Source organism: Spirulina major PCC 6313, assembly GCF_001890765.1.
GTDB lineage: Bacteria > Cyanobacteriota > Cyanobacteriia > Cyanobacteriales > Spirulinaceae > Spirulina > Spirulina major.
This window is the reverse complement of the sequence record NZ_KV878783.1, coordinates 2767446-2784020: the sequence shown is the minus strand read 5'-3', so window position 1 is coordinate 2784020 and position 16575 is coordinate 2767446. Positions and strand designations below refer to the sequence as shown.

The window sequence follows — 16575 nt, the reverse complement described above, 5'->3', positions numbered from 1 at the left end:
TGCCATGATGCTAGTCCAGTAGGGTGCGTTAGGCGGCTGCAACCTATGTTATGACTGTAACTCAGCAATCCGCCGTAACGCACCACCTCAGCTAATTCACTATTTTATCTGTGCCATGATGCCAGGGCTTGCGGGCGAAAACGGAGAGGGTGGGATTCGAACCCACGGTAGCTCACGCTACACTCGATTTCAAGTCGAGCGCATTCGACCACTCTGCCACCTCTCCAAGGTGTTTAATATCATAGCAAGCCTTGGACGGTTTGCGGTGTGGGGTAAAGGGGTTCTTGGTGGTGAATCTGTGCCTGTTCATCGACCCAGACGAGATCGGCGGCGGTGACTTGGCCCGCCGTGAGGGTGACGAGGGAAAAATTACGCTGTTGTTCCTGGCCGGTGTTGATGATACGGGGCACACGGGCCGCGTTGAGGTAAAGGGTTTCGGCTTCGGTTTGGGTGATGTCGCGGAGGCGATCGCGCCGATGCCGGAGGGTGTGGTGCATGTGGCCAAAGGTCACGAGGGGGATCGGTTTGCCCTGGGTGCGGGCAAAGGCGATCGCTGCCGCCAAATCCGGATCACCAAAATCACTACCAATCGGCTTCCAATCCCGGCCACAGATCGATTCCGGTTGATTGCCTAGCCCTGTTGGGCCATTGTGGGCGAGAAAAATAATCCGGTCACATTGGGCCCGCTCCACCGCTGCACAGATCGCCCGACTCGACGCTGCGAACCCATCAATCCCATACCGCTCCTGATAAAACTCCGGATTCAGCCAGTGATCCCCGCCCCAGCTAAAAGGCCGCCCCCCCACCACCGACAGATTCAACGCCGGAAAATCCCGCACCCCATAGCCCACATGGGCATCTCCCAACAGCGTCAACTGCTCCTGCACCCGATCTTCAAGGGCGTGATTGTAGGGAGCTTTTTTTCGTCCCCAGGCTGACGCAGTATACCAAGCATCATGATTACCGAGAATCACCGCATAGGGCACGGACAATTCACTCACACAGCGCACGACATCAACCGCCTCATTGCCAAAATCCCCCACAAACAACACCAAATCCACCCCCAGCGCCACCACGGCCGCATTATCCGCCGCTGACCATTGGTCATGCACATCACCAACGATCGCAAGCTTTAGGGAAGTGGAGGGGGTCATGACTCAAGACGGTAGAAGGACAGATCCATATTTTACTGTGGTGGCTCCCTGAAGTTTGAACGAATACAGGGGAAGTCGGAATGGCGCGATCGCTCTCCTGTTCAGAGCACCAAAAATCAGCGATCGCGACCTGGTTGACTGACAAAATTAGCCAGATCCCAGAAAGCCCTCACCCTAGGGGAGAGGGAACTGGAAAAATGGATCGGCTCCCCTCGTCCTCTGGGAGAGGAGTTGGGAGTGAGGGCGATCAACTTTTGTCAGTCAACCCGGCATTGATCTTTTGTCAGTCAACCCGCCATAATGCTTATATTCATTTAATCATCAGAGAAAATGCACGTTCTACATGGAACTTGGATTCCTGAGGATAACAACACCTTTGTTCAAGGGGGAAATTTCTATCTTTGGGTAGAAACGACAAAATCGCAAAGTAGGCGCGATCGCATCCATCCGTATCATTTACAACATAGCAAGCTCACCGATTTTCTGCACCAACAGTTAGGACTAGCTCTCCTCAATCCACGCCAGCCAGAGGCGCAGATTCAACGCTGTTCATTTCTACTCCCCAGCGCTGACCAGCAGCCGCTCCCCTCCCCTGAACTGTCTCGTTATCTAGAACAAGAAAGTGCCGAAGCATTTACGTTGGACTACTGGCAAATCGAAGCCTATCCCACAGGCAAGACTGTCAAAACTGTTGTGCGCGTGCTTAATGATCTGCACTTTCTGGCGTTGCATGGTTTAGCAGAGGTGCAATTGGGATCTGATTTGTGGTTTTGGTATCACTACAGTCAGGGGTTGAAAACACTCTTAATTGAAGAGCAATATATCCCGGCCTTGAAATATCACGAGACCCGCCAAACAAAAACAAAACAGAAGACTGCAAAGACTCTATCGAGCGTTGAAATTTACGGGGGATGGGACTGGGTTGGCGATCGCTACTCACACCATATCGCCCACTTTACCGCCTGTATGCCCGCGATTTGTACGGCAGGATTCGCCACAGAACCGCCCCGCCCCCAATTCCACGATCGCGCCACGCTCCTCCACCATTTTGCTGAATGTTGGCTAACCTCTATTGTTACTCAAACTCCCCGCCCCCAATCCTTTCAAAAAACCTATCAGGGTTCGATTCTTGAGGACTGCTTAACTCAAAACTATATACCCGGATCTCCCGAATCTGTTCAACAGTATCAAGATTGGCAAAATTGGCGCGATCGCCTCGAAAAAAATCACCAAAATTCTGGTTTTTCTCTCTGTTTTCAACTCCACGAACCGGCAAACTCGGAAGATCCGTGGCAGCTTCAGTTTCAAGTAGCAGCCAAGCATGATCCCTCATTACGAATTAGTTTGCTCGACTATTGGCGCTTAAAAGGCAGTCAGAAAGAGATTTTACAACAGCAGTTTGGGGACTCCTTTGAACAATATTTACTACTTGATCTAGGCTATGCGGCTCGAATTTATCCCGACATTTGGCGAGGCTTAGAAACGGATCAGCCCATGGGGATTAGTCTGAATTTGGAGGGGGCGTTTGAGTTTCTGAAAGAATCGGCGTGGATTTTAGAAAGTGCCGGCTATTCCGTGATTGTGCCAGCGTGGTGGACTCCAGAAGGCCGTCAACGGGCCAAAGTCCGTTTGCGAGCCAATGGAGGGTCTAAATCTCCCAGTCAAGCCGACAAAAAAGGCTTTTTCTCCATGGATACCATCGTTAAGTATGACTATGAATTAGCCATTGGCGATCATGTTATTTCTGAGCAGGAATGGCAACAGCTTGTTCAAACCAAAACCCCCTTAATTCAGTTTCGGGGCCAGTGGATCGAATTAGATCCCCAAAAGATGGCCCAGATGTTGGAGTTTTGGAAAACGCAACACCAAGAACATCCTGAACTGAGTTTGCTGGACTTTATGCAACTCACGGCTAAGGCTGATGACAGTGTAGAAGTAGACTGCGATCGCGAAGATTCTCTCGGTCAAATGATGGCACGTTTGCACGATAAAAGCCAACTGGAACTCGTGCAAAGTCCCACCCAATTTCAGGGGGATTTACGCGAATATCAGCGTCGTGGCTTAGCCTGGCTGCAATATCTTGAACAATTAGGACTCAATGGATGTTTAGCCGATGATATGGGGCTGGGAAAAACCGTACAAGTCATTGCGCGATTAGTCCAAGATCAAGAAGAAGCCCAGGCTAATGGGCTGAGTTTTGCGCCCACTCTTTTGATTGTTCCCACTTCTGTTTTGGGCAATTGGCAACGGGAAATTAAGAAGTTCGCCCCGACGCTACGCACAGTCATTCATCATGGCAGCGATCGCGTCAAAACCGATCAAGCCTTTCAAGAACTCTGTGATCAGGTTGATGTTTTGATTACCTCCTATAGCTTGGCTCGTCAGGATTTTAAGCGTTTATCGAGCTTGACCTGGCAGCGAATTGTTCTCGACGAAGCTCAGAACATCAAAAATCCAAAAGCAAACCAAACTAAAGCCATTTTCAAACTAGAGGCACAGTATCGCCTCGCATTAACCGGCACTCCCGTCGAAAATCGCCTCTTAGATTTGTGGTCTATTTTTCAATTTCTCAACCCTGGCTATTTAGGGACGCAAGCTCAATTTCGGCGCAATTTTGAGCTACCGATTCAAAAAGAAAATAGTCTAGTTCAGTCTCAAACCCTGAAAAACTTAGTTGAACCGTTTATTTTACGTCGGCTCAAGACTGATCAAAGCATTATTAAGGATCTACCCAATAAAATCGAGCAAAAATTATTTTGTAACCTCACCCAAGAGCAAGCCTCTCTCTATGCAGCGGTGCTTAAGGATGTCGAACAACAGTTAGAATCCACTGAGGGCATTCAACGCAAAGGACTCATTTTATCGACCTTGATGCGCCTCAAGCAGATTTGCAACCATCCCCGCCAATTTCTCCAAGATAATAGTGAATTCACAGCAGCGCGATCGCATAAACTCAGTCGCTTAACGGATATGGTGGAAGAAGTGATCGCAGAGGGCGAAAGTCTCTTGATTTTTACCCAGTTTCGTGAAATTGCCGAGTCCCTAGATCACTATTTACGCCACCACTGCCACTACAATACCTATGTTCTGCATGGGGGAACTCCTGTTAAAAAACGGGAGCAAATGATCGCCGCGTTTCAAGATCCTGCGACTGAACCGTCAATTTTTATCCTCTCGATTAAAGCGGGAGGGGTTGGGATTACCTTAACGAAGGCGAATCATGTGTTTCACTTTGATCGATGGTGGAATCCGGCGGTGGAAGACCAAGCCACCGATCGCGCCTTTCGGATTGGTCAAGAAAAACATGTTTTTGTCCATAAATTCGTAGCCATCGGGACTTTAGAAGAACGAATTGATCAGATGATTGAGGATAAAAAGAAACTAGCTGGCGCAGTGGTTGGGGCTGATGAATCTTGGCTCACAGAATTAGATAATGATGCGTTTCGGACGCTCATTGCGTTGAGTAAAAATGCGATCATGTAAGGCTTGAGTGATTTCATTTCGTCGCACTTAAACCTTCAAATTTCAACATTCAAAAATACGGTTGGTTCAATCGAATTGGAGTAGGGAACAATGGCACAGATCAGTCGAACATGGTGGGGACAGCGGTTTTTAGCCGCTCTTGAAAAATGTGGCGATCGCGGTCGTCTCCAACGGGGACGTTCCTATGCGAGAAGCAATAAAGTCAAATGTCTTGAGATTGAAGACGGGAAGATTTTCGCGCAGGTTCGAGGTTCAATTAATCCCTATTTCAATGTTTACACAGAACCTCTGTATGATATCCATATTGAATTATCTCCCATTACCCCCGAACAATGGTCAACTGTCATTGCACGGTTAACCTCAAAGGCGAGTTTGATTTCGCGGTTGCTGCTCAATGAAATGCCAGACTCTATTGAAGAACCGTTTCAAGCCTTGGGCTTGCAGCTTTTACCCCACGATTTTTCTGCGGTCTATACACAGTGTTCCTGTCCGGATTGGGGCGATCCGTGTAAACATATTGCCGGTATTTTTTATCGCCTTGCGTTGCAATTAGATCAAGATCCCTTTTTATTGTTTGAGTTGCGGGGTTTATCGCGGGAATCTCTCACGACGGAGCTAGCAAAATCATCCTTAGGCCAAGCACTGACGGCCGAATTACAGGCAGAGGTGCGATCGCCGCTTGCCCGTGAATCATACTATACTCGCCCTCAACTGACATCGGCCTCTCTTGATAACCTGCGTGATTTTTGGCAGGGTGATGAACCTTTACCCACGACGATTTCTCCTCCTCAGCAACCACTGATTGCCGCCATTTTGATCAAAAAAATGGGAGATGATCCAGCATTTTGGCAACGTAGTCATTCATTTGTTGCGGTGATGGCGGATCTTTATGATCGGGTGCGAACGAAAAATAAAGACTGCCTATAATCCAGTGCTGAATTTAACCGGCATCATTAGAGCTGAGATAATTGGTTGGAAAAATGGGGCGGAGCTGTTTTGTGGGTGATTTGAGGGTGTTAAATAGACGATCCCAAAAGTCTTGAATGCCATAGTTTCCCTGAAAAGATGTATGGTGCAGGTCATGAAAATCGGATGAAATGAAGAAAATTGACAGTGAACTGTGACCCTCTAAATTGTAAGCATTACCCACAATAATCCAGGAAAGAATTTGAGTTAAATCATAGCCAAAGATCAAGATAGGTAAAATATCAGTCAGAGTTGTGATGATATATTCAATAAGGCTTTTATGACCAGCAACAAAACTCGATGAATCTTGGAATTCGTGGTGTTTAAGATGAATCTTGAGCCAAGATTTTCGGTGTAATAATCGATGGGAAATGTAGAAGCACAAGTCTGCACAGATGATTCTCATCAAGAACCATCCAAAGTTCAAGAATAGGCTATTCCCTCGATGAACTTCTGGGGCGAGAGTTAGAATAATTAAGGCTGCAATACAAGCCTTGATCTCGCCGAGGATAATTCCATTGAGGGTAAAGGTCGGGAATGATTGTTTTTTGACGGTAACGACTCTGGCACTTAGCTTTTGGGTCAGGGCATGATTTTTTTTGATGCCGTTTTCGATGAGGAAGCCAAGGCTATAAAATGAGAGGGAGCCAATGAGCCAGTACAGCAGAATTTGAGCTATTAAATTCATGTGACTATCTGCCCAAAAATACGCGAATATTTGCTGTAAAAGGGTACAGATAATAGTGACTTTGAAATAAAATTCAATGCTTGGTAAGAAACTAAGAATTTTTCTCATCATTCTATAACAAGTTTTTGGGTCTTTCTCATCTCATGAATTGAGATGCACCCGGCACAATGCCTCATCGATAGCAATTTTCGCATCAATGAGGTACGCATTGGTGCGGTTAACCTCATAAATTAAGAGGATGAATCGTCTTGCCTGTATATTTTATTTGACGGATGCTCGACATGAGCACTGTAGTCTTAAAACAAGAAATAACGTTGGGCCATGGGCAGGGCGATCGCAGGTTCACAGGTGAGTAATTCCCCATCGGCGCGGACTTCGTAGGTTTCGGGGTCTACTTCGATCTGGGGAAGGTAGGCGTTGAGTTTCATGTCCGCCTTGGTGACGGTGCGGATGTTGTGGACGGGGGCGATCATCTTATTGAGGCCGAATTGGCGGGGGATGTCGGCGGCGATCGCTGCCTGGGAGAGAAACGTTAACGAGGTTGCCCCCACTGCGCCGCCAAAACTGCCAAACATCGGCCGCATATACACCGGTTGGGGTGTGGGAATGCTGGCGTTGGGGTCGCCCATTTGGGCCCAGGCGATCAGACCACCTTTAATCACGATTTCCGGCTTGACCCCAAAAAAGGCCGGTTTCCAGAGACAAAGATCGGCGAGTTTACCCACTTCCACCGACCCCACATCGTCGCTGATGCCATGGGTGATGGCAGGGTTGATCGTGTATTTGGCGATGTAGCGTTTGGCGCGGTGGTTGTCGTGGCGATCGCTGTCTTCGCTCAACGCGCCGAACTGGGTCTTCATCTTGTGGGCCGTTTGCCAGGTGCGAATAATCACTTCCCCGACGCGCCCCATGGCTTGGGAATCGGAGGAAATCATACTAAACGCGCCCTTGTCGTGGAGGATATCTTCGGCGGCAATGGTTTCGCGGCGGATGCGGGATTCAGCAAAGGCCACATCTTCGGGAATGCTGCGATCGAGGTGATGGCAGACCATCAACATATCGAGGTGTTCTTCGAGGGTGTTGGTAGTGTAGGGGCGGGTGGGATTGGTGGAGGAGGGGAGGACGTTGGTTTCGCTACAGACCTTGATAATATCGGGGGCGTGGCCACCGCCTGCGCCTTCGGTGTGGTAGGTGTGGATCGTGCGGTTTTTAAAGGCAGCGATCGTGTCTTCCACAAAGCCGGATTCGTTGAGGGTGTCGGTGTGGATCGCCACTTGCACATCAAATTGATCGGCCACGGTGAGGCAGGTATCAATGGCCGCCGGAGTTGTGCCCCAATCTTCATGGAGTTTCAACCCGATCGCCCCCGCCTCCACTTGTTCGACGAGGCCTTGGGGTTGGCTGCTGTTGCCTTTCCCCATAAAACCAAAATTGAGGGGATAGGCCTCGATCGCCTGCAACATCCGAGCGATATTCCACGCGCCGGGGGTGCAGGTGGTGGCGTTGGTTCCCGTGGCGGGGCCCGTGCCGCCGCCGATCATCGTGGTGATCCCCGATGCGATCGCCGTTTCGATCTGCTGCGGGCAAATGAAGTGAATATGGGCATCAATGCCGCCCGCCGTGAGGATATGCCCTTCACCAGCGATCGCTTCGGTACTGGGGCCGATAATAATATCAATATTGTCTTGAATGCCGGGGTTGCCCGCTTTCCCGATCGCCACGATCCGCCCGTCCTTAATCCCCACATCGGCTTTGACAATGCCCCACCAATCCAAGATCAGCGCATTGGTAATCACCACATCCACCGCCCCATCAGCGCGAGAGACGGGCGATTGCCCCATCCCATCCCGAATCACCTTACCGCCGCCAAATTTCACCTCATCGCCGTAGGTGGTAAAGTCCCGCTCCACTTCAATAATCAGGTCAGTATCGGCCAGACGAACGCGATCGCCCACCGTGGGGCCAAAGGTTTCAGCGTAGGCGCGGCGATCCATGCGGTAATTCATCGTCAAATCTCCTCAACGGCAAGCGGGGTAAGCATAGCAAATTAGCCCTAGAGGGTACTGTAGCAAAGAAGGCGATCGGCATCTCCAACGCAAAATAAAAGGATACGCCCGGATGCCAAATCCCCACACCATACCCCCCTTGTCACGCTCGGCTTCAGTACGAGCCAAAAAACCGACAAGTGTTTGTCCTGTCCTGAGGTTCGGGATACGCTGAAACTCGGAAAAGCAAGGTAAAATATCCCCTTTGTAAATACTCTTACGTTACATCTTCACTCACACCTTCGAGAAATGCGATCGCCCCTTTTGCCCAAACATTATTTTCCGCAAAGTGTTCGCCAATTTTAAGTCCTGCTTTTTGTCCACCATTCACAAGTCGTTTGAGGTTCAGGAAGTTTTGACACCGTTGTGGATCTTGTGCTTTGATGAGCTGTGTTTCAACTTCAATCATCTGAGAAACGGTGGCTAGATCCGTCAATGTGGGGTATTTCTGCTGAAGTTGATCAATAAATTGCTTGTAGTCTGTCAACAATATTTCAAAATTCTGCTCAGACTGATTCTGAATGTGAGCAATCTGATCACCTTGCACCGTATCGGCAAGGTTGCCAATGTTTGCACCACGAAGATCAAATTTAGGGGCGTTGGCCATGGTGGTAATAATCCTCAAGAAGTTGTTGAACGAGAGTTTAGGAAACGTGAAATGAGGTTTTTTGAAGTTGAGCGATCGCCGCTGGAAAGTCAATGAGTTCTCTAACTCCGGCGCGGTACAGAATTCCAAGTGTACCAATGATGGAAAGGTTTAGTTTTTGCGCGGCAGTTCGAGCATCCAGATCGTCAATGATCACTAAATCGGCTTGCAGTGAGACGGCGAGAGAGATAGCTTCCCGCTCTCCAGCACCGAGATGATCGGGCAACGAGAGCAGCGGTTGAGGAACGGTTTGAGTATGCAGCCATGGGGGAGGATGCTGAATCCACGTATAAATTGATTGGCCAGCATCTTCGTTCAAAAGCTCATCACGAACCGCAGTAGGGATCGTGATGGCTTGAAAGAGTTGCGGGAGCAAGTTAATTTGACCAATGAGAATAAGATAGCAAATCGGAGAAGTGTCACAAAGAACGATCATGAAGCACTCGATCTAGGGTCTGAATGTCTTGCTGAATGTCTTCTAGGGTAAGAGATCGGATGGCTCCATGCTGTTTGAGAAAGGCATCGGTGGCCAGATGGGAAGGCAGATGAAGCAAGGCTTGGACTTCAGCCGCGCTCATTAAGCAGTTTGTATAGGCTTCGAGGGCGATCGCTTCAAGGGCACGTTGGTAGAGTTGGGGAAGATGGGGCTGAAGCCGGTGTTCTAGGTCTTCGGGAATGGGAATATTCATGAGCGTTCCTCCGCTTTGGTGATTTGGTTGCCGTGGACTTCATGGGCAAAATTGCCAATTGTGGCGTTTCTTAGATCATAGGTAACTGGGTTTGAGGAGGGGCGATCGCTCTTCTGGCTTGCTTGGCGATCGGCTTGCTGCGCTATTAGATGGGCTTGGTAAATCTCGTAGTTATAGAACTGACAACGGTTTTGGATAGTGGGAATCAGCCAGAAAAGCTGTTCAATGTGATGGTTGGTGATTAACTGCTTTAAATCTGTTAAGCGTTTTTGTAAAATATCTAGATTTGCTCTGGACAACACGAATGCAACTCTATTAGCAAAAAATTGATCGTGGGTATGCTGATAAGGATTTTTTAAGGCATCAATGAGCCAATCAATAGTTTCTGATCCTGCAAGTTTAGATAGCATTTCAATTATCTTATTAGATGATGCAGTATCAGGCTCAATCAAAGCCTGTTGTAAAGGAGAAATTAAATCATCAAAGGCGTTATTTTCTTCAAGATCAACAAGCTCAATAGCAGCCGTTTGCCATCCAACTGATTTTGATTTCAAAATTGCTTGTAAGTGTTCTACCTCGCCAAGTCTGGCAAGACCTTGAATAGCTTCCTTGCATTCCTTAGACAAACCTGATTGAGCAGCCTTCAAAAGAACAGGAATTGCTTCTGGACAACCAAGCTTGCTCAAAGAAAAAGCAGACTCCCAAACAATACCAGTACAACATTCATTATTTTTTTGATGATTTTCATCAATGAATTTAATTAAAATAGGCGCAGTAAGTTGCGAATTAAGGTTACTTAAAGCCTTTGCTGTCATTCGATGTAATACTGTGTATTTATATTTCTTAGCTTCTGTTTGCATTGCTTCAGTTAGCTTACAAATAGAATGTTCATGGCCTAAGCTACCCAAAACAAATGCTGCTGACCATGCAACCTCCCAGTTCTCATGATCAAGTAATTGCATGAGGTCGTTTATAACATCAGGATTTTTCTGATTGCGATTGATAAGTTGCTGACAAGCCTCGGCTTTAACCTTGAAATTAGGATGAGATAACTGTCTAATCAAGATCTTATTGATTTGATCATGGTGTGAATTGCTAATCAGCTTAATGATTTGTTTTTTTGAATTTATGCTTTCTTCATTTTCTAAGGCTTGAATAAGAGCATCTACTACTGATTCATAATTAGATGAACAACTTATAAGATTGAATATTAGAGATTTATCATTGTCGAAAGCATTTTGATACTCTTTTTTTATTCTGTCTGGTGAAGACATTATGAGCGATCTAATAAAACTATCAGGACTTTTATTGAAAAAATCTGGTGGCATAGGCTTTTTGCTGTCATTTTGCAATCTTTTTAAGTCTTCAAGCAACATCAGCAATACCGATTCACCGTCAAGTCTCATGAGCAACTGAGGTGCTTTCGTAAATTGATGCAAAAAATACCAATTTTTTATTTTCTTCTCTATTAGTCTTTCTCGTAAAAAATAAATGACTTTTTGAGGCTGAAGATATGAAAGTGATTCAGTCAACATTGCCCATAGCTCACCGATTTGATCAGATCCTCCAAAAAATTTGTGATTCAGGAAATTTTTTTCAACGTCCTCAAGCCTTGAAAAAATGATATCTATTACTTTAAAATCACTAGTCTCGCCTATAAATCGGCAAGCTTTGCGGACAATCTTAATTTCTTGGTGATTCAAATATTTAACAAGACATTGTTTCGATTGCTCAGTTTGAATTTGCCCAAGTATGGCAACTGTCATCCAATCAGGAAAATTATTGTCTGCTATTGTTTGGTTGACAATATTGAGGGATTTCTGCTGAAACTCTTCCTTCACCTCACCTGCTAACCTTGCACCCAACCACAAATCTACATCTAATGCCAGTTTTATAACTTGTAACGCCTGTTTTTCATCCCCGATGAGAGCCAACATCAACGCGATAGGCTCTGTCCACTTCAGGTAGTTAAGGTAATTTTGCGTTAGTTGCTCATCTGTAATATTCGGCAACAGTCTAAGCAGATGTTCTGCCGCGTAATATTCCTGAATGAGTTGGTGGCGAAACTCAATATGTTCTTCCAGATTGGGTTGAATGACCGATTGGATTAAGTGGTATTTCAGTAAATCCTTAAGCCCGCGTTCAGCATCCTCTCTGGGATTAGATCTACCTATTTGCTGTAAATATTTCGTTAAACAGTCTTCTACTTCCTCTTTCGGGATTGATAACTGAGGATCAATTAACGTTTTTCCCTGCATCATCACAAAAGCTAGACGACGCAACAACCTATGCCACTCATCTTTAGAATCCGTTGGGGCATCCTCTTGAAGTTTTTGGTCATGGAGTTGGGCAAACTCCCGAAATGCGAGTCCTAGATTGTTAGGAACCTTACCATTCTGAGCGAATACCCGACACAGCATCCACAATAACAGCGGCGTTTCAGCAAATTTCTGTAGCCTTTCACCCTGAAGCTGCTGAAAGAGACGATCGCCTTCTTCTCCTAGATATCTCTGAATAAACTCTTGTGTTTGGGATGCTGTTAGGGGAAGCATTTCGAGAGCTTTTTCGCTGATTGACTGACAAAACTTTGAAAACTCTTGTCCCATAGGCATCTCAGCGATCACCTCTGTAGAGAGCCATAACTGAGTACTGGCAAGGCTTCTGCCAATTCCAATCCAGTGCCAAGATGGTTCACGATAAGGGGGCTCCGATTATAAAACGCTGAAATCCAGGCATAGTGAGGGTTTTTGAGGTTTGGGCACAATCTTTTGTCAGTCAACCAGGCTTTTTCGATACCCAGTGTGCCACCTAGGCTCAAATTTCGGGTTGAGACGATTATTGGAGTCTCCGGGTAGCGATCGCGAAAATTAGCGACTTCTATTCTCAAGTGTTCGGGTAATTCATTCAGACCATCTAGCAATATCAAAAATTCATCTTTAATTGATTTTCTGATTTGGTCAATTTTGAGATCTATTCCATGACCCAATAGAACATCTTGAATGAGTTTTTCAATGGTTTCAGTACAACGACGTAATCGCACTAACACAGGAATTCGATTGCTTGAATCTTGGCGTGCCTTATGTGCTTCTTCCCAAAGCAACTGTCGGAGTGCCGTAGATTTTCCTGATCCAGGCTTACCAACTAACAACACATGATTTTTGGCATAGTGTCGTAGTCCTGCCAATACATCCCAATGCTCAACCTTCTTTTGTGGTGATGATATTTCTTGATAACAACTATCTTGCTTTGCTTCAAAATTGACTCTTTTTATTCGTAATTTTAACCGTAACGAGTGCTGCGCTAGGCTATTAGCCTGCGTGTGTTGATCATCTCTGACTAGGATAGACGTATAAATTTCTTGTGATTCTTTATAGTTTTCGTCATTGGAAATCGATTTTAAGTAGGAATGAAAATCTAGTGCGCTATTTTTATCATACTTACTGCTTTTTCTGAAGGATTGACCCGATTTTTCCACCATAATGATGATCTGCGGTTAAAACGTTCTCTGGGCTGGGGAAACTTGCCCAAACGAGGATATTGCCCAAGCCATTTATCGCGATTATAGCAAGGGGTTTAGGTATTCTGTTGCTCATTTGTGTGGGCAAGTTGCCAAAAAAATACTGACCTCAACGATAATTTGAAGCACAGCCGGATTTTGCTCAATTGGTGGCGGAATGGGACGGGAATGTATTGCATCCATCCACAGGAAGTGCGATCGCACCCCCCATTAAAGGCGATCGCACTGCTCTAAAATGCGGTGGGCCATGGCTAATTTACTGTCCAAGGGGAGGGGGATTTGTGCCGTTTTTGTGATCCAAATGCCTTGGTTTTGATCGCTGCCAAACCCGCCTTGGGGTTGGTCGATCGCATTAGCGACGATCGCATCTAAGCCTTTGCGGTGGAGTTTTGCGATCGCAGGGGGCACAATGTCCCCGGTTTGGGCCGCAAAGCCGATTAACTTTTGGTGGGGCTGTTTGCGTTGGCTCAGGGTGGCGATTAAGTCCGGCACGGGAGCGAGGGGGAGGGCAGCGGGAAGATCCGCCTTGGCTAACTTTTGGGGGGCGTAGTTCGCCGGGCGCACATCCGCCACCGCTGCGGCCATAATCACCCAATCCGCTGCGGGGAAGGCGCGATCGAGAGCGATCGCCATCTCTGCCGCCGTGGTGACCGCCACCCCGGTATAGTGGGGCGATTCCCCTAGGCCGGTGGGTAACGCGCCAGGGCCGTGGATGAGGGTGACGATCGCACCACGGGCGATCGCAGCTTGGGCGATCGCAATGCCCATTTTGCCCGTGGCAGGGTTGCCGATGAAACGCACCGGATCGAGAAATTCCCGCGTGCCGCCCGCCGTGATTACGATCCGTTTACCTTGCAACGGTTGGCGGCCTTGGGTGAGGCGTAGCGATTCCAAGGCTTGTAAAATCGCGTCCGGTTCTGCCATCCGACCGGCTCCGACGCGATCGCAGGCCAACCGCCCCACCCCCGTCGCCAAGCCGTGATAGCGCGGTTGCGTTAACAAATGCCGCCAATTCTCCTGCACGGTGGCCTGTTCCCACATATCCGTATTCATGGCCGGAGCGAGGAGAATCGGACAGCGGGAGGCGAGAACAGTGTTCGTGAGGAGATTGTCCGCGAAACCGTGGGCCAGTTTCGCCAAGGTATGGGCTGTTAAGGGAGCAATCAGGAATAGATCTGCCCATTCTCCCAATTCAATATGAAGCGGTCGTGCCCGGTTGGGCTGCCAAAAATCAGCATCAGTGTAGGCTGGGTGGCGGCTGAGGGTGGCGACGGTGAGGGGGGTAATAAATTGGGTGGCGGCGGTGGTGAGAATGACGCGCACCTCTACCCCCGTCTGGGCGAGGGTAGAAATGACCGTACAAACTTTATAGGCGGCGATACCGCCGCCTATACCGATTAGGATCTGGTGACCCATGGTTTACCCTTCGTCAAATTCCTCGATATCCAGAAGATGGAGGTAGGGTTCAACCAGTTTGGCATTGTGAAATGCGATCGCCCGCAACAAGTGCCAATCCGTCAACGCTGCGAACGGAGTCGGATAGTCATCTTGTTCTAAACGAATCGCCAATGCCGCCACATCATCCGCCGTCATTGCAGATACAGTATCTGCTGTCGGCATACTTACTGTCATCGTCATAGCCGTACCTCCCTAGAGTTAAAACTCTAGATAACCCCACACCCATCTTAAGCAGGCTAGATCTGAAAAGTCAAAGCACCTGTTAAGAGGCGTTAATCTACCACCGTCGTGGTTCGGGTTTTCCTCTGACCGTGACCCCGGTTGAAGCGCCCGTTTTATTCCTCGCCGCCGAGAATTTGCGGCACGCGAAAAAATTCCCCTTCCGGCTCCGGAGCTTCTTGGAGCATGATTTCTGGGTCTACGGTGGGTTGCAGTTCATCCGCTCGAACGATGTTGCTCAGTTCGATGGCGCGGGTGGTGGGTTCGACATTTTCGGTGTCGAGGTTGCTCAACTGTTCAAAATAGTCGAGGATGCTGCTGAGTTGGGTGGTGAAGGCAATTTCTTCGGCTTCGGTTAAGCGCAGCCGAGCGAGGTCTGCCACTTTTTGTACATCGCTGCGATCGAGTTTGGCCATGGTTAAAGTCTGCGGATGTCCGTTGATCAATAGTATCGCGTCATGGTATCCGTTTAGGCGGGGTGGGCGGCGTAGTCGCCGGATTTGCCTCCGGTTTTAGAGATTAACCGAATCTGCTCGATTTGCATCGATTTTTCTAGAGCTTTGGCCATGTCGTAGAGGGTGAGGGCGGCGATGGAGACGGCGGTGAGCGCTTCCATTTCCACGCCGGTTTCGCCTTTGGTGGTGACGGTGGCCTGAATTTGGTAGCCCGGTAGGTCGTGATCGGGGGTGAGTTCGACGGTGATTTGGCTTAAGGGGAGGGGATGACAGAGGGGGATCAGGTTTGCGGTTTGTTTGGCGGCCATGATACCGGCGAGTTTGGCCGTGGCGATCACGTCACCTTTGGGGCTGTTGCCGGCCAGGATGGCGGTGAGGGTGTTGGCGGTCATGCGAATTTGACCCGCTGCGATCGCTGTGCGTTTGGTCACGGGTTTATCGGATACGTCCACCATTTGCGCTGCGCCGGTCGCGTTGAGATGGGTGAGGGAGGAGGTATTTTCAGTCATTGGGTTGCGTTGGGATTTTGCCTATGCTACAGTTAATAACTGTCGCACAAAATGCGAGCAACCCAAGGGCGTGTAGCTCAGTGGACTAGAGCACGTGGCTACGGACCACGGTGTCAGGGGTTCGAATCCCTTCTCGCCCGTTAATCGATTCAAAATAACCCTAGAACCCTGTCGGAATTAACCCGACGGGGTTTTAGGGTTATGGCGCGAAAACCCAATGGCGCAGGGGAGAAAAATTTGTATTTTCCAATACTATGCTCTGCTGTTCAATGCCGCTATTCTGAATTTGATGATCCGATGGAAATTGTCTCTACATTGAGTTTTCATCTACTACCTTACGGGAATTTGCGAAAGATTGAGTAAGGTTGAGCATGGGTCGTAATATTCATCAACAATGATAAATTTTTGGTCAGGAGTGCATAATTTAATATTTTTCTCCTAGAGATATCTTCGAGAATAGGGTAATCATCAAACAACCTGAAACTGGAGTTCTGGGTGATGGGTTTAATTCAAAATTTAGTGCATGATGCGATCGCAACAGGATATCTAAGCTGTGAAGACGAGAACCATCTCCGTCATCTTCTGCAAGCCACAAAATACGGTCGTGACGATATTCAAGCCTTTGTCCGACTTCAACAGGCGATTATGGTTCAAGATGTTCGTCAACAATCGCGTCTGCTACCGGTCAAATCAGTTTCCCTCTGAGAGTTTAAACGCTTGGTTCCCATGACTTTTTTGGGATCAAG

16 protein-coding genes and 2 tRNA genes are annotated in these 16575 nt (G+C 47.9%); 5 read left to right on the top strand and 13 right to left on the bottom strand.

Annotation, left to right across the window (positions count from 1 at the left end; translation table 11 throughout):
* Positions 1-141: 141 nt before the first annotated feature.
* Both SPI6313_RS12220 and SPI6313_RS12215 read right to left on the bottom strand, forming a co-directional pair.
* Positions 142-226, bottom strand: a tRNA-Ser gene (locus SPI6313_RS12220).
* Between the two features lie 13 nt (positions 227-239).
* Positions 240-1154, bottom strand: coding sequence for a TIGR04168 family protein (locus tag SPI6313_RS12215; protein ID WP_072621250.1), 915 nt, complete (start codon positions 1152-1154; stop codon positions 240-242).
* Positions 1155-1484: 330 nt separating this feature from the next.
* On the opposite strand from SPI6313_RS12215, the gene SPI6313_RS12210 reads away from it, so the two are divergent.
* Positions 1485-4637 (top strand): DEAD/DEAH box helicase, encoded by a 3153-nt coding sequence (locus tag SPI6313_RS12210; protein WP_072621249.1) that lies wholly within the window; start codon positions 1485-1487, stop codon positions 4635-4637.
* Positions 4638-4727: 90 nt separating this feature from the next.
* On the top strand, positions 4728-5564 hold the full coding sequence (locus SPI6313_RS12205) for an SWIM zinc finger family protein (protein ID WP_072621248.1): 837 nt from the start codon (positions 4728-4730) through the stop codon (positions 5562-5564).
* Positions 5565-5577: 13 nt separating this feature from the next.
* On the opposite strand, the gene SPI6313_RS12200 is transcribed toward SPI6313_RS12205, so the two are convergent.
* From SPI6313_RS12200 to SPI6313_RS12170, 7 genes are all read right to left on the bottom strand, one after another.
* Positions 5578-6402: a sterol desaturase family protein gene (locus SPI6313_RS12200; protein WP_072621247.1), complete on the bottom strand. Its 825-nt coding sequence runs from the start codon at positions 6400-6402 to the stop codon at positions 5578-5580.
* A 185-nt stretch (positions 6403-6587) separates the two neighbouring features.
* Positions 6588-8297: an urease subunit alpha gene (gene ureC, locus SPI6313_RS12195; protein WP_072621246.1), complete on the bottom strand. Its 1710-nt coding sequence runs from the start codon at positions 8295-8297 to the stop codon at positions 6588-6590.
* 256 nt (positions 8298-8553) lie between these two features.
* Positions 8554-8943 (bottom strand): hypothetical protein, encoded by a 390-nt coding sequence (locus SPI6313_RS12190; protein WP_072621245.1) that lies wholly within the window; start codon positions 8941-8943, stop codon positions 8554-8556.
* A gap of 37 nt (positions 8944-8980) precedes the next feature.
* On the bottom strand, positions 8981-9418 hold the full coding sequence (locus SPI6313_RS12185) for a PIN domain-containing protein (protein WP_072621244.1): 438 nt from the start codon (positions 9416-9418) through the stop codon (positions 8981-8983).
* Positions 9402-9671 carry a UPF0175 family protein gene (locus SPI6313_RS12180; protein WP_072621243.1) on the bottom strand — a complete coding sequence of 90 codons (270 nt, stop codon included), beginning with the start codon at positions 9669-9671 and terminating at the stop codon, positions 9402-9404. The genes SPI6313_RS12185 and SPI6313_RS12180 overlap by 17 nt, the downstream gene beginning before the upstream one ends.
* Complete coding sequence (locus tag SPI6313_RS12175; RefSeq protein ID WP_175551128.1) at positions 9668-12277, bottom strand: HEAT repeat domain-containing protein; 2610 nt, start codon at positions 12275-12277, stop codon at positions 9668-9670. The genes SPI6313_RS12180 and SPI6313_RS12175 overlap by 4 nt, the downstream gene beginning before the upstream one ends.
* A 14-nt stretch (positions 12278-12291) precedes the next feature.
* Complete coding sequence (locus tag SPI6313_RS12170) at positions 12292-13149, bottom strand: NACHT domain-containing protein (RefSeq protein ID WP_072621241.1); 858 nt, start codon at positions 13147-13149, stop codon at positions 12292-12294.
* Between the two features lie 117 nt (positions 13150-13266).
* Here SPI6313_RS12170 and SPI6313_RS23555 point away from each other — a divergent pair, with 117 nt between their 5' ends.
* The gene (locus SPI6313_RS23555; RefSeq protein WP_175551127.1) at positions 13267-13422 is read left to right on the top strand and encodes a hypothetical protein; all 156 of its coding nucleotides are present in this window, start codon (positions 13267-13269) and stop codon (positions 13420-13422) included.
* Here the strand turns inward: SPI6313_RS23555 and coaBC are convergent.
* From coaBC to moaC, 4 genes are all read right to left on the bottom strand, one after another.
* Complete coding sequence (coaBC, locus tag SPI6313_RS12165) at positions 13399-14604, bottom strand: bifunctional phosphopantothenoylcysteine decarboxylase/phosphopantothenate--cysteine ligase CoaBC (protein ID WP_072621240.1); 1206 nt, start codon at positions 14602-14604, stop codon at positions 13399-13401. The genes SPI6313_RS23555 and coaBC overlap by 24 nt on opposite strands.
* A gap of 3 nt (positions 14605-14607) precedes the next feature.
* The gene (gene isiD, locus SPI6313_RS12160) at positions 14608-14820 is read right to left on the bottom strand and encodes a protein IsiD (protein WP_072623116.1); all 213 of its coding nucleotides are present in this window, start codon (positions 14818-14820) and stop codon (positions 14608-14610) included.
* A 161-nt stretch (positions 14821-14981) separates the two neighbouring features.
* Entirely contained in the window at positions 14982-15281 is a 300-nt protein-coding gene (gene gatC / locus SPI6313_RS12155; protein ID WP_072621239.1) for an Asp-tRNA(Asn)/Glu-tRNA(Gln) amidotransferase subunit GatC, read from the bottom strand.
* Between the two features lie 53 nt (positions 15282-15334).
* The gene (moaC, locus tag SPI6313_RS12150) at positions 15335-15829 is read right to left on the bottom strand and encodes a cyclic pyranopterin monophosphate synthase MoaC (RefSeq protein ID WP_072621238.1); all 495 of its coding nucleotides are present in this window, start codon (positions 15827-15829) and stop codon (positions 15335-15337) included.
* Positions 15830-15895: 66 nt separating this feature from the next.
* Between moaC and SPI6313_RS12145 the strand changes: the two genes are divergently transcribed.
* Together SPI6313_RS12145 and SPI6313_RS12140 are read left to right on the top strand one after the other, a co-directional pair.
* Positions 15896-15969, top strand: a tRNA-Arg gene (locus SPI6313_RS12145).
* A gap of 358 nt (positions 15970-16327) precedes the next feature.
* Positions 16328-16534 carry a hypothetical protein gene (locus SPI6313_RS12140; RefSeq protein ID WP_072621237.1) on the top strand — a complete coding sequence of 69 codons (207 nt, stop codon included), beginning with the start codon at positions 16328-16330 and terminating at the stop codon, positions 16532-16534.
* Positions 16535-16575 lie beyond the last annotated feature (41 nt).

Excerpts from the sequence above, each read along its gene's own strand:
- SPI6313_RS12210 (WP_072621249.1), top strand. The coding sequence starts at position 1,485 with ATGCACGTTCTACATGGAACTTGGATTCCTGAGGATAACAACACCTTT.
- gatC (WP_072621239.1), bottom strand. The coding sequence starts at position 15,281 with ATGGCCAAACTCGATCGCAGCGATGTACAAAAAGTGGCAGACCTCGCT.
- SPI6313_RS12170 (WP_072621241.1), bottom strand. The coding sequence starts at position 13,149 with ATGGTGGAAAAATCGGGTCAATCCTTCAGAAAAAGCAGTAAGTATGAT.
- SPI6313_RS12205 (WP_072621248.1), top strand. The coding sequence starts at position 4,728 with ATGGCACAGATCAGTCGAACATGGTGGGGACAGCGGTTTTTAGCCGCT.
- moaC (WP_072621238.1), bottom strand. The coding sequence starts at position 15,829 with ATGACTGAAAATACCTCCTCCCTCACCCATCTCAACGCGACCGGCGCA.
- SPI6313_RS12200 (WP_072621247.1), bottom strand. The coding sequence starts at position 6,402 with ATGATGAGAAAAATTCTTAGTTTCTTACCAAGCATTGAATTTTATTTC.
- coaBC (WP_072621240.1), bottom strand. The coding sequence starts at position 14,604 with ATGGGTCACCAGATCCTAATCGGTATAGGCGGCGGTATCGCCGCCTAT.
- SPI6313_RS12190 (WP_072621245.1), bottom strand. The coding sequence starts at position 8,943 with ATGGCCAACGCCCCTAAATTTGATCTTCGTGGTGCAAACATTGGCAAC.
- SPI6313_RS12185 (WP_072621244.1), bottom strand. The coding sequence starts at position 9,418 with ATGATCGTTCTTTGTGACACTTCTCCGATTTGCTATCTTATTCTCATT.
- isiD (WP_072623116.1), bottom strand. The coding sequence starts at position 14,820 with ATGACAGTAAGTATGCCGACAGCAGATACTGTATCTGCAATGACGGCG.
- SPI6313_RS12215 (WP_072621250.1), bottom strand. The coding sequence starts at position 1,154 with ATGACCCCCTCCACTTCCCTAAAGCTTGCGATCGTTGGTGATGTGCAT.
- ureC (WP_072621246.1), bottom strand. The coding sequence starts at position 8,297 with ATGAATTACCGCATGGATCGCCGCGCCTACGCTGAAACCTTTGGCCCC.
- SPI6313_RS12180 (WP_072621243.1), bottom strand. The coding sequence starts at position 9,671 with ATGAATATTCCCATTCCCGAAGACCTAGAACACCGGCTTCAGCCCCAT.
- SPI6313_RS12140 (WP_072621237.1), top strand. The coding sequence starts at position 16,328 with ATGGGTTTAATTCAAAATTTAGTGCATGATGCGATCGCAACAGGATAT.
- SPI6313_RS12175 (WP_175551128.1), bottom strand. The coding sequence starts at position 12,277 with ATGGGACAAGAGTTTTCAAAGTTTTGTCAGTCAATCAGCGAAAAAGCT.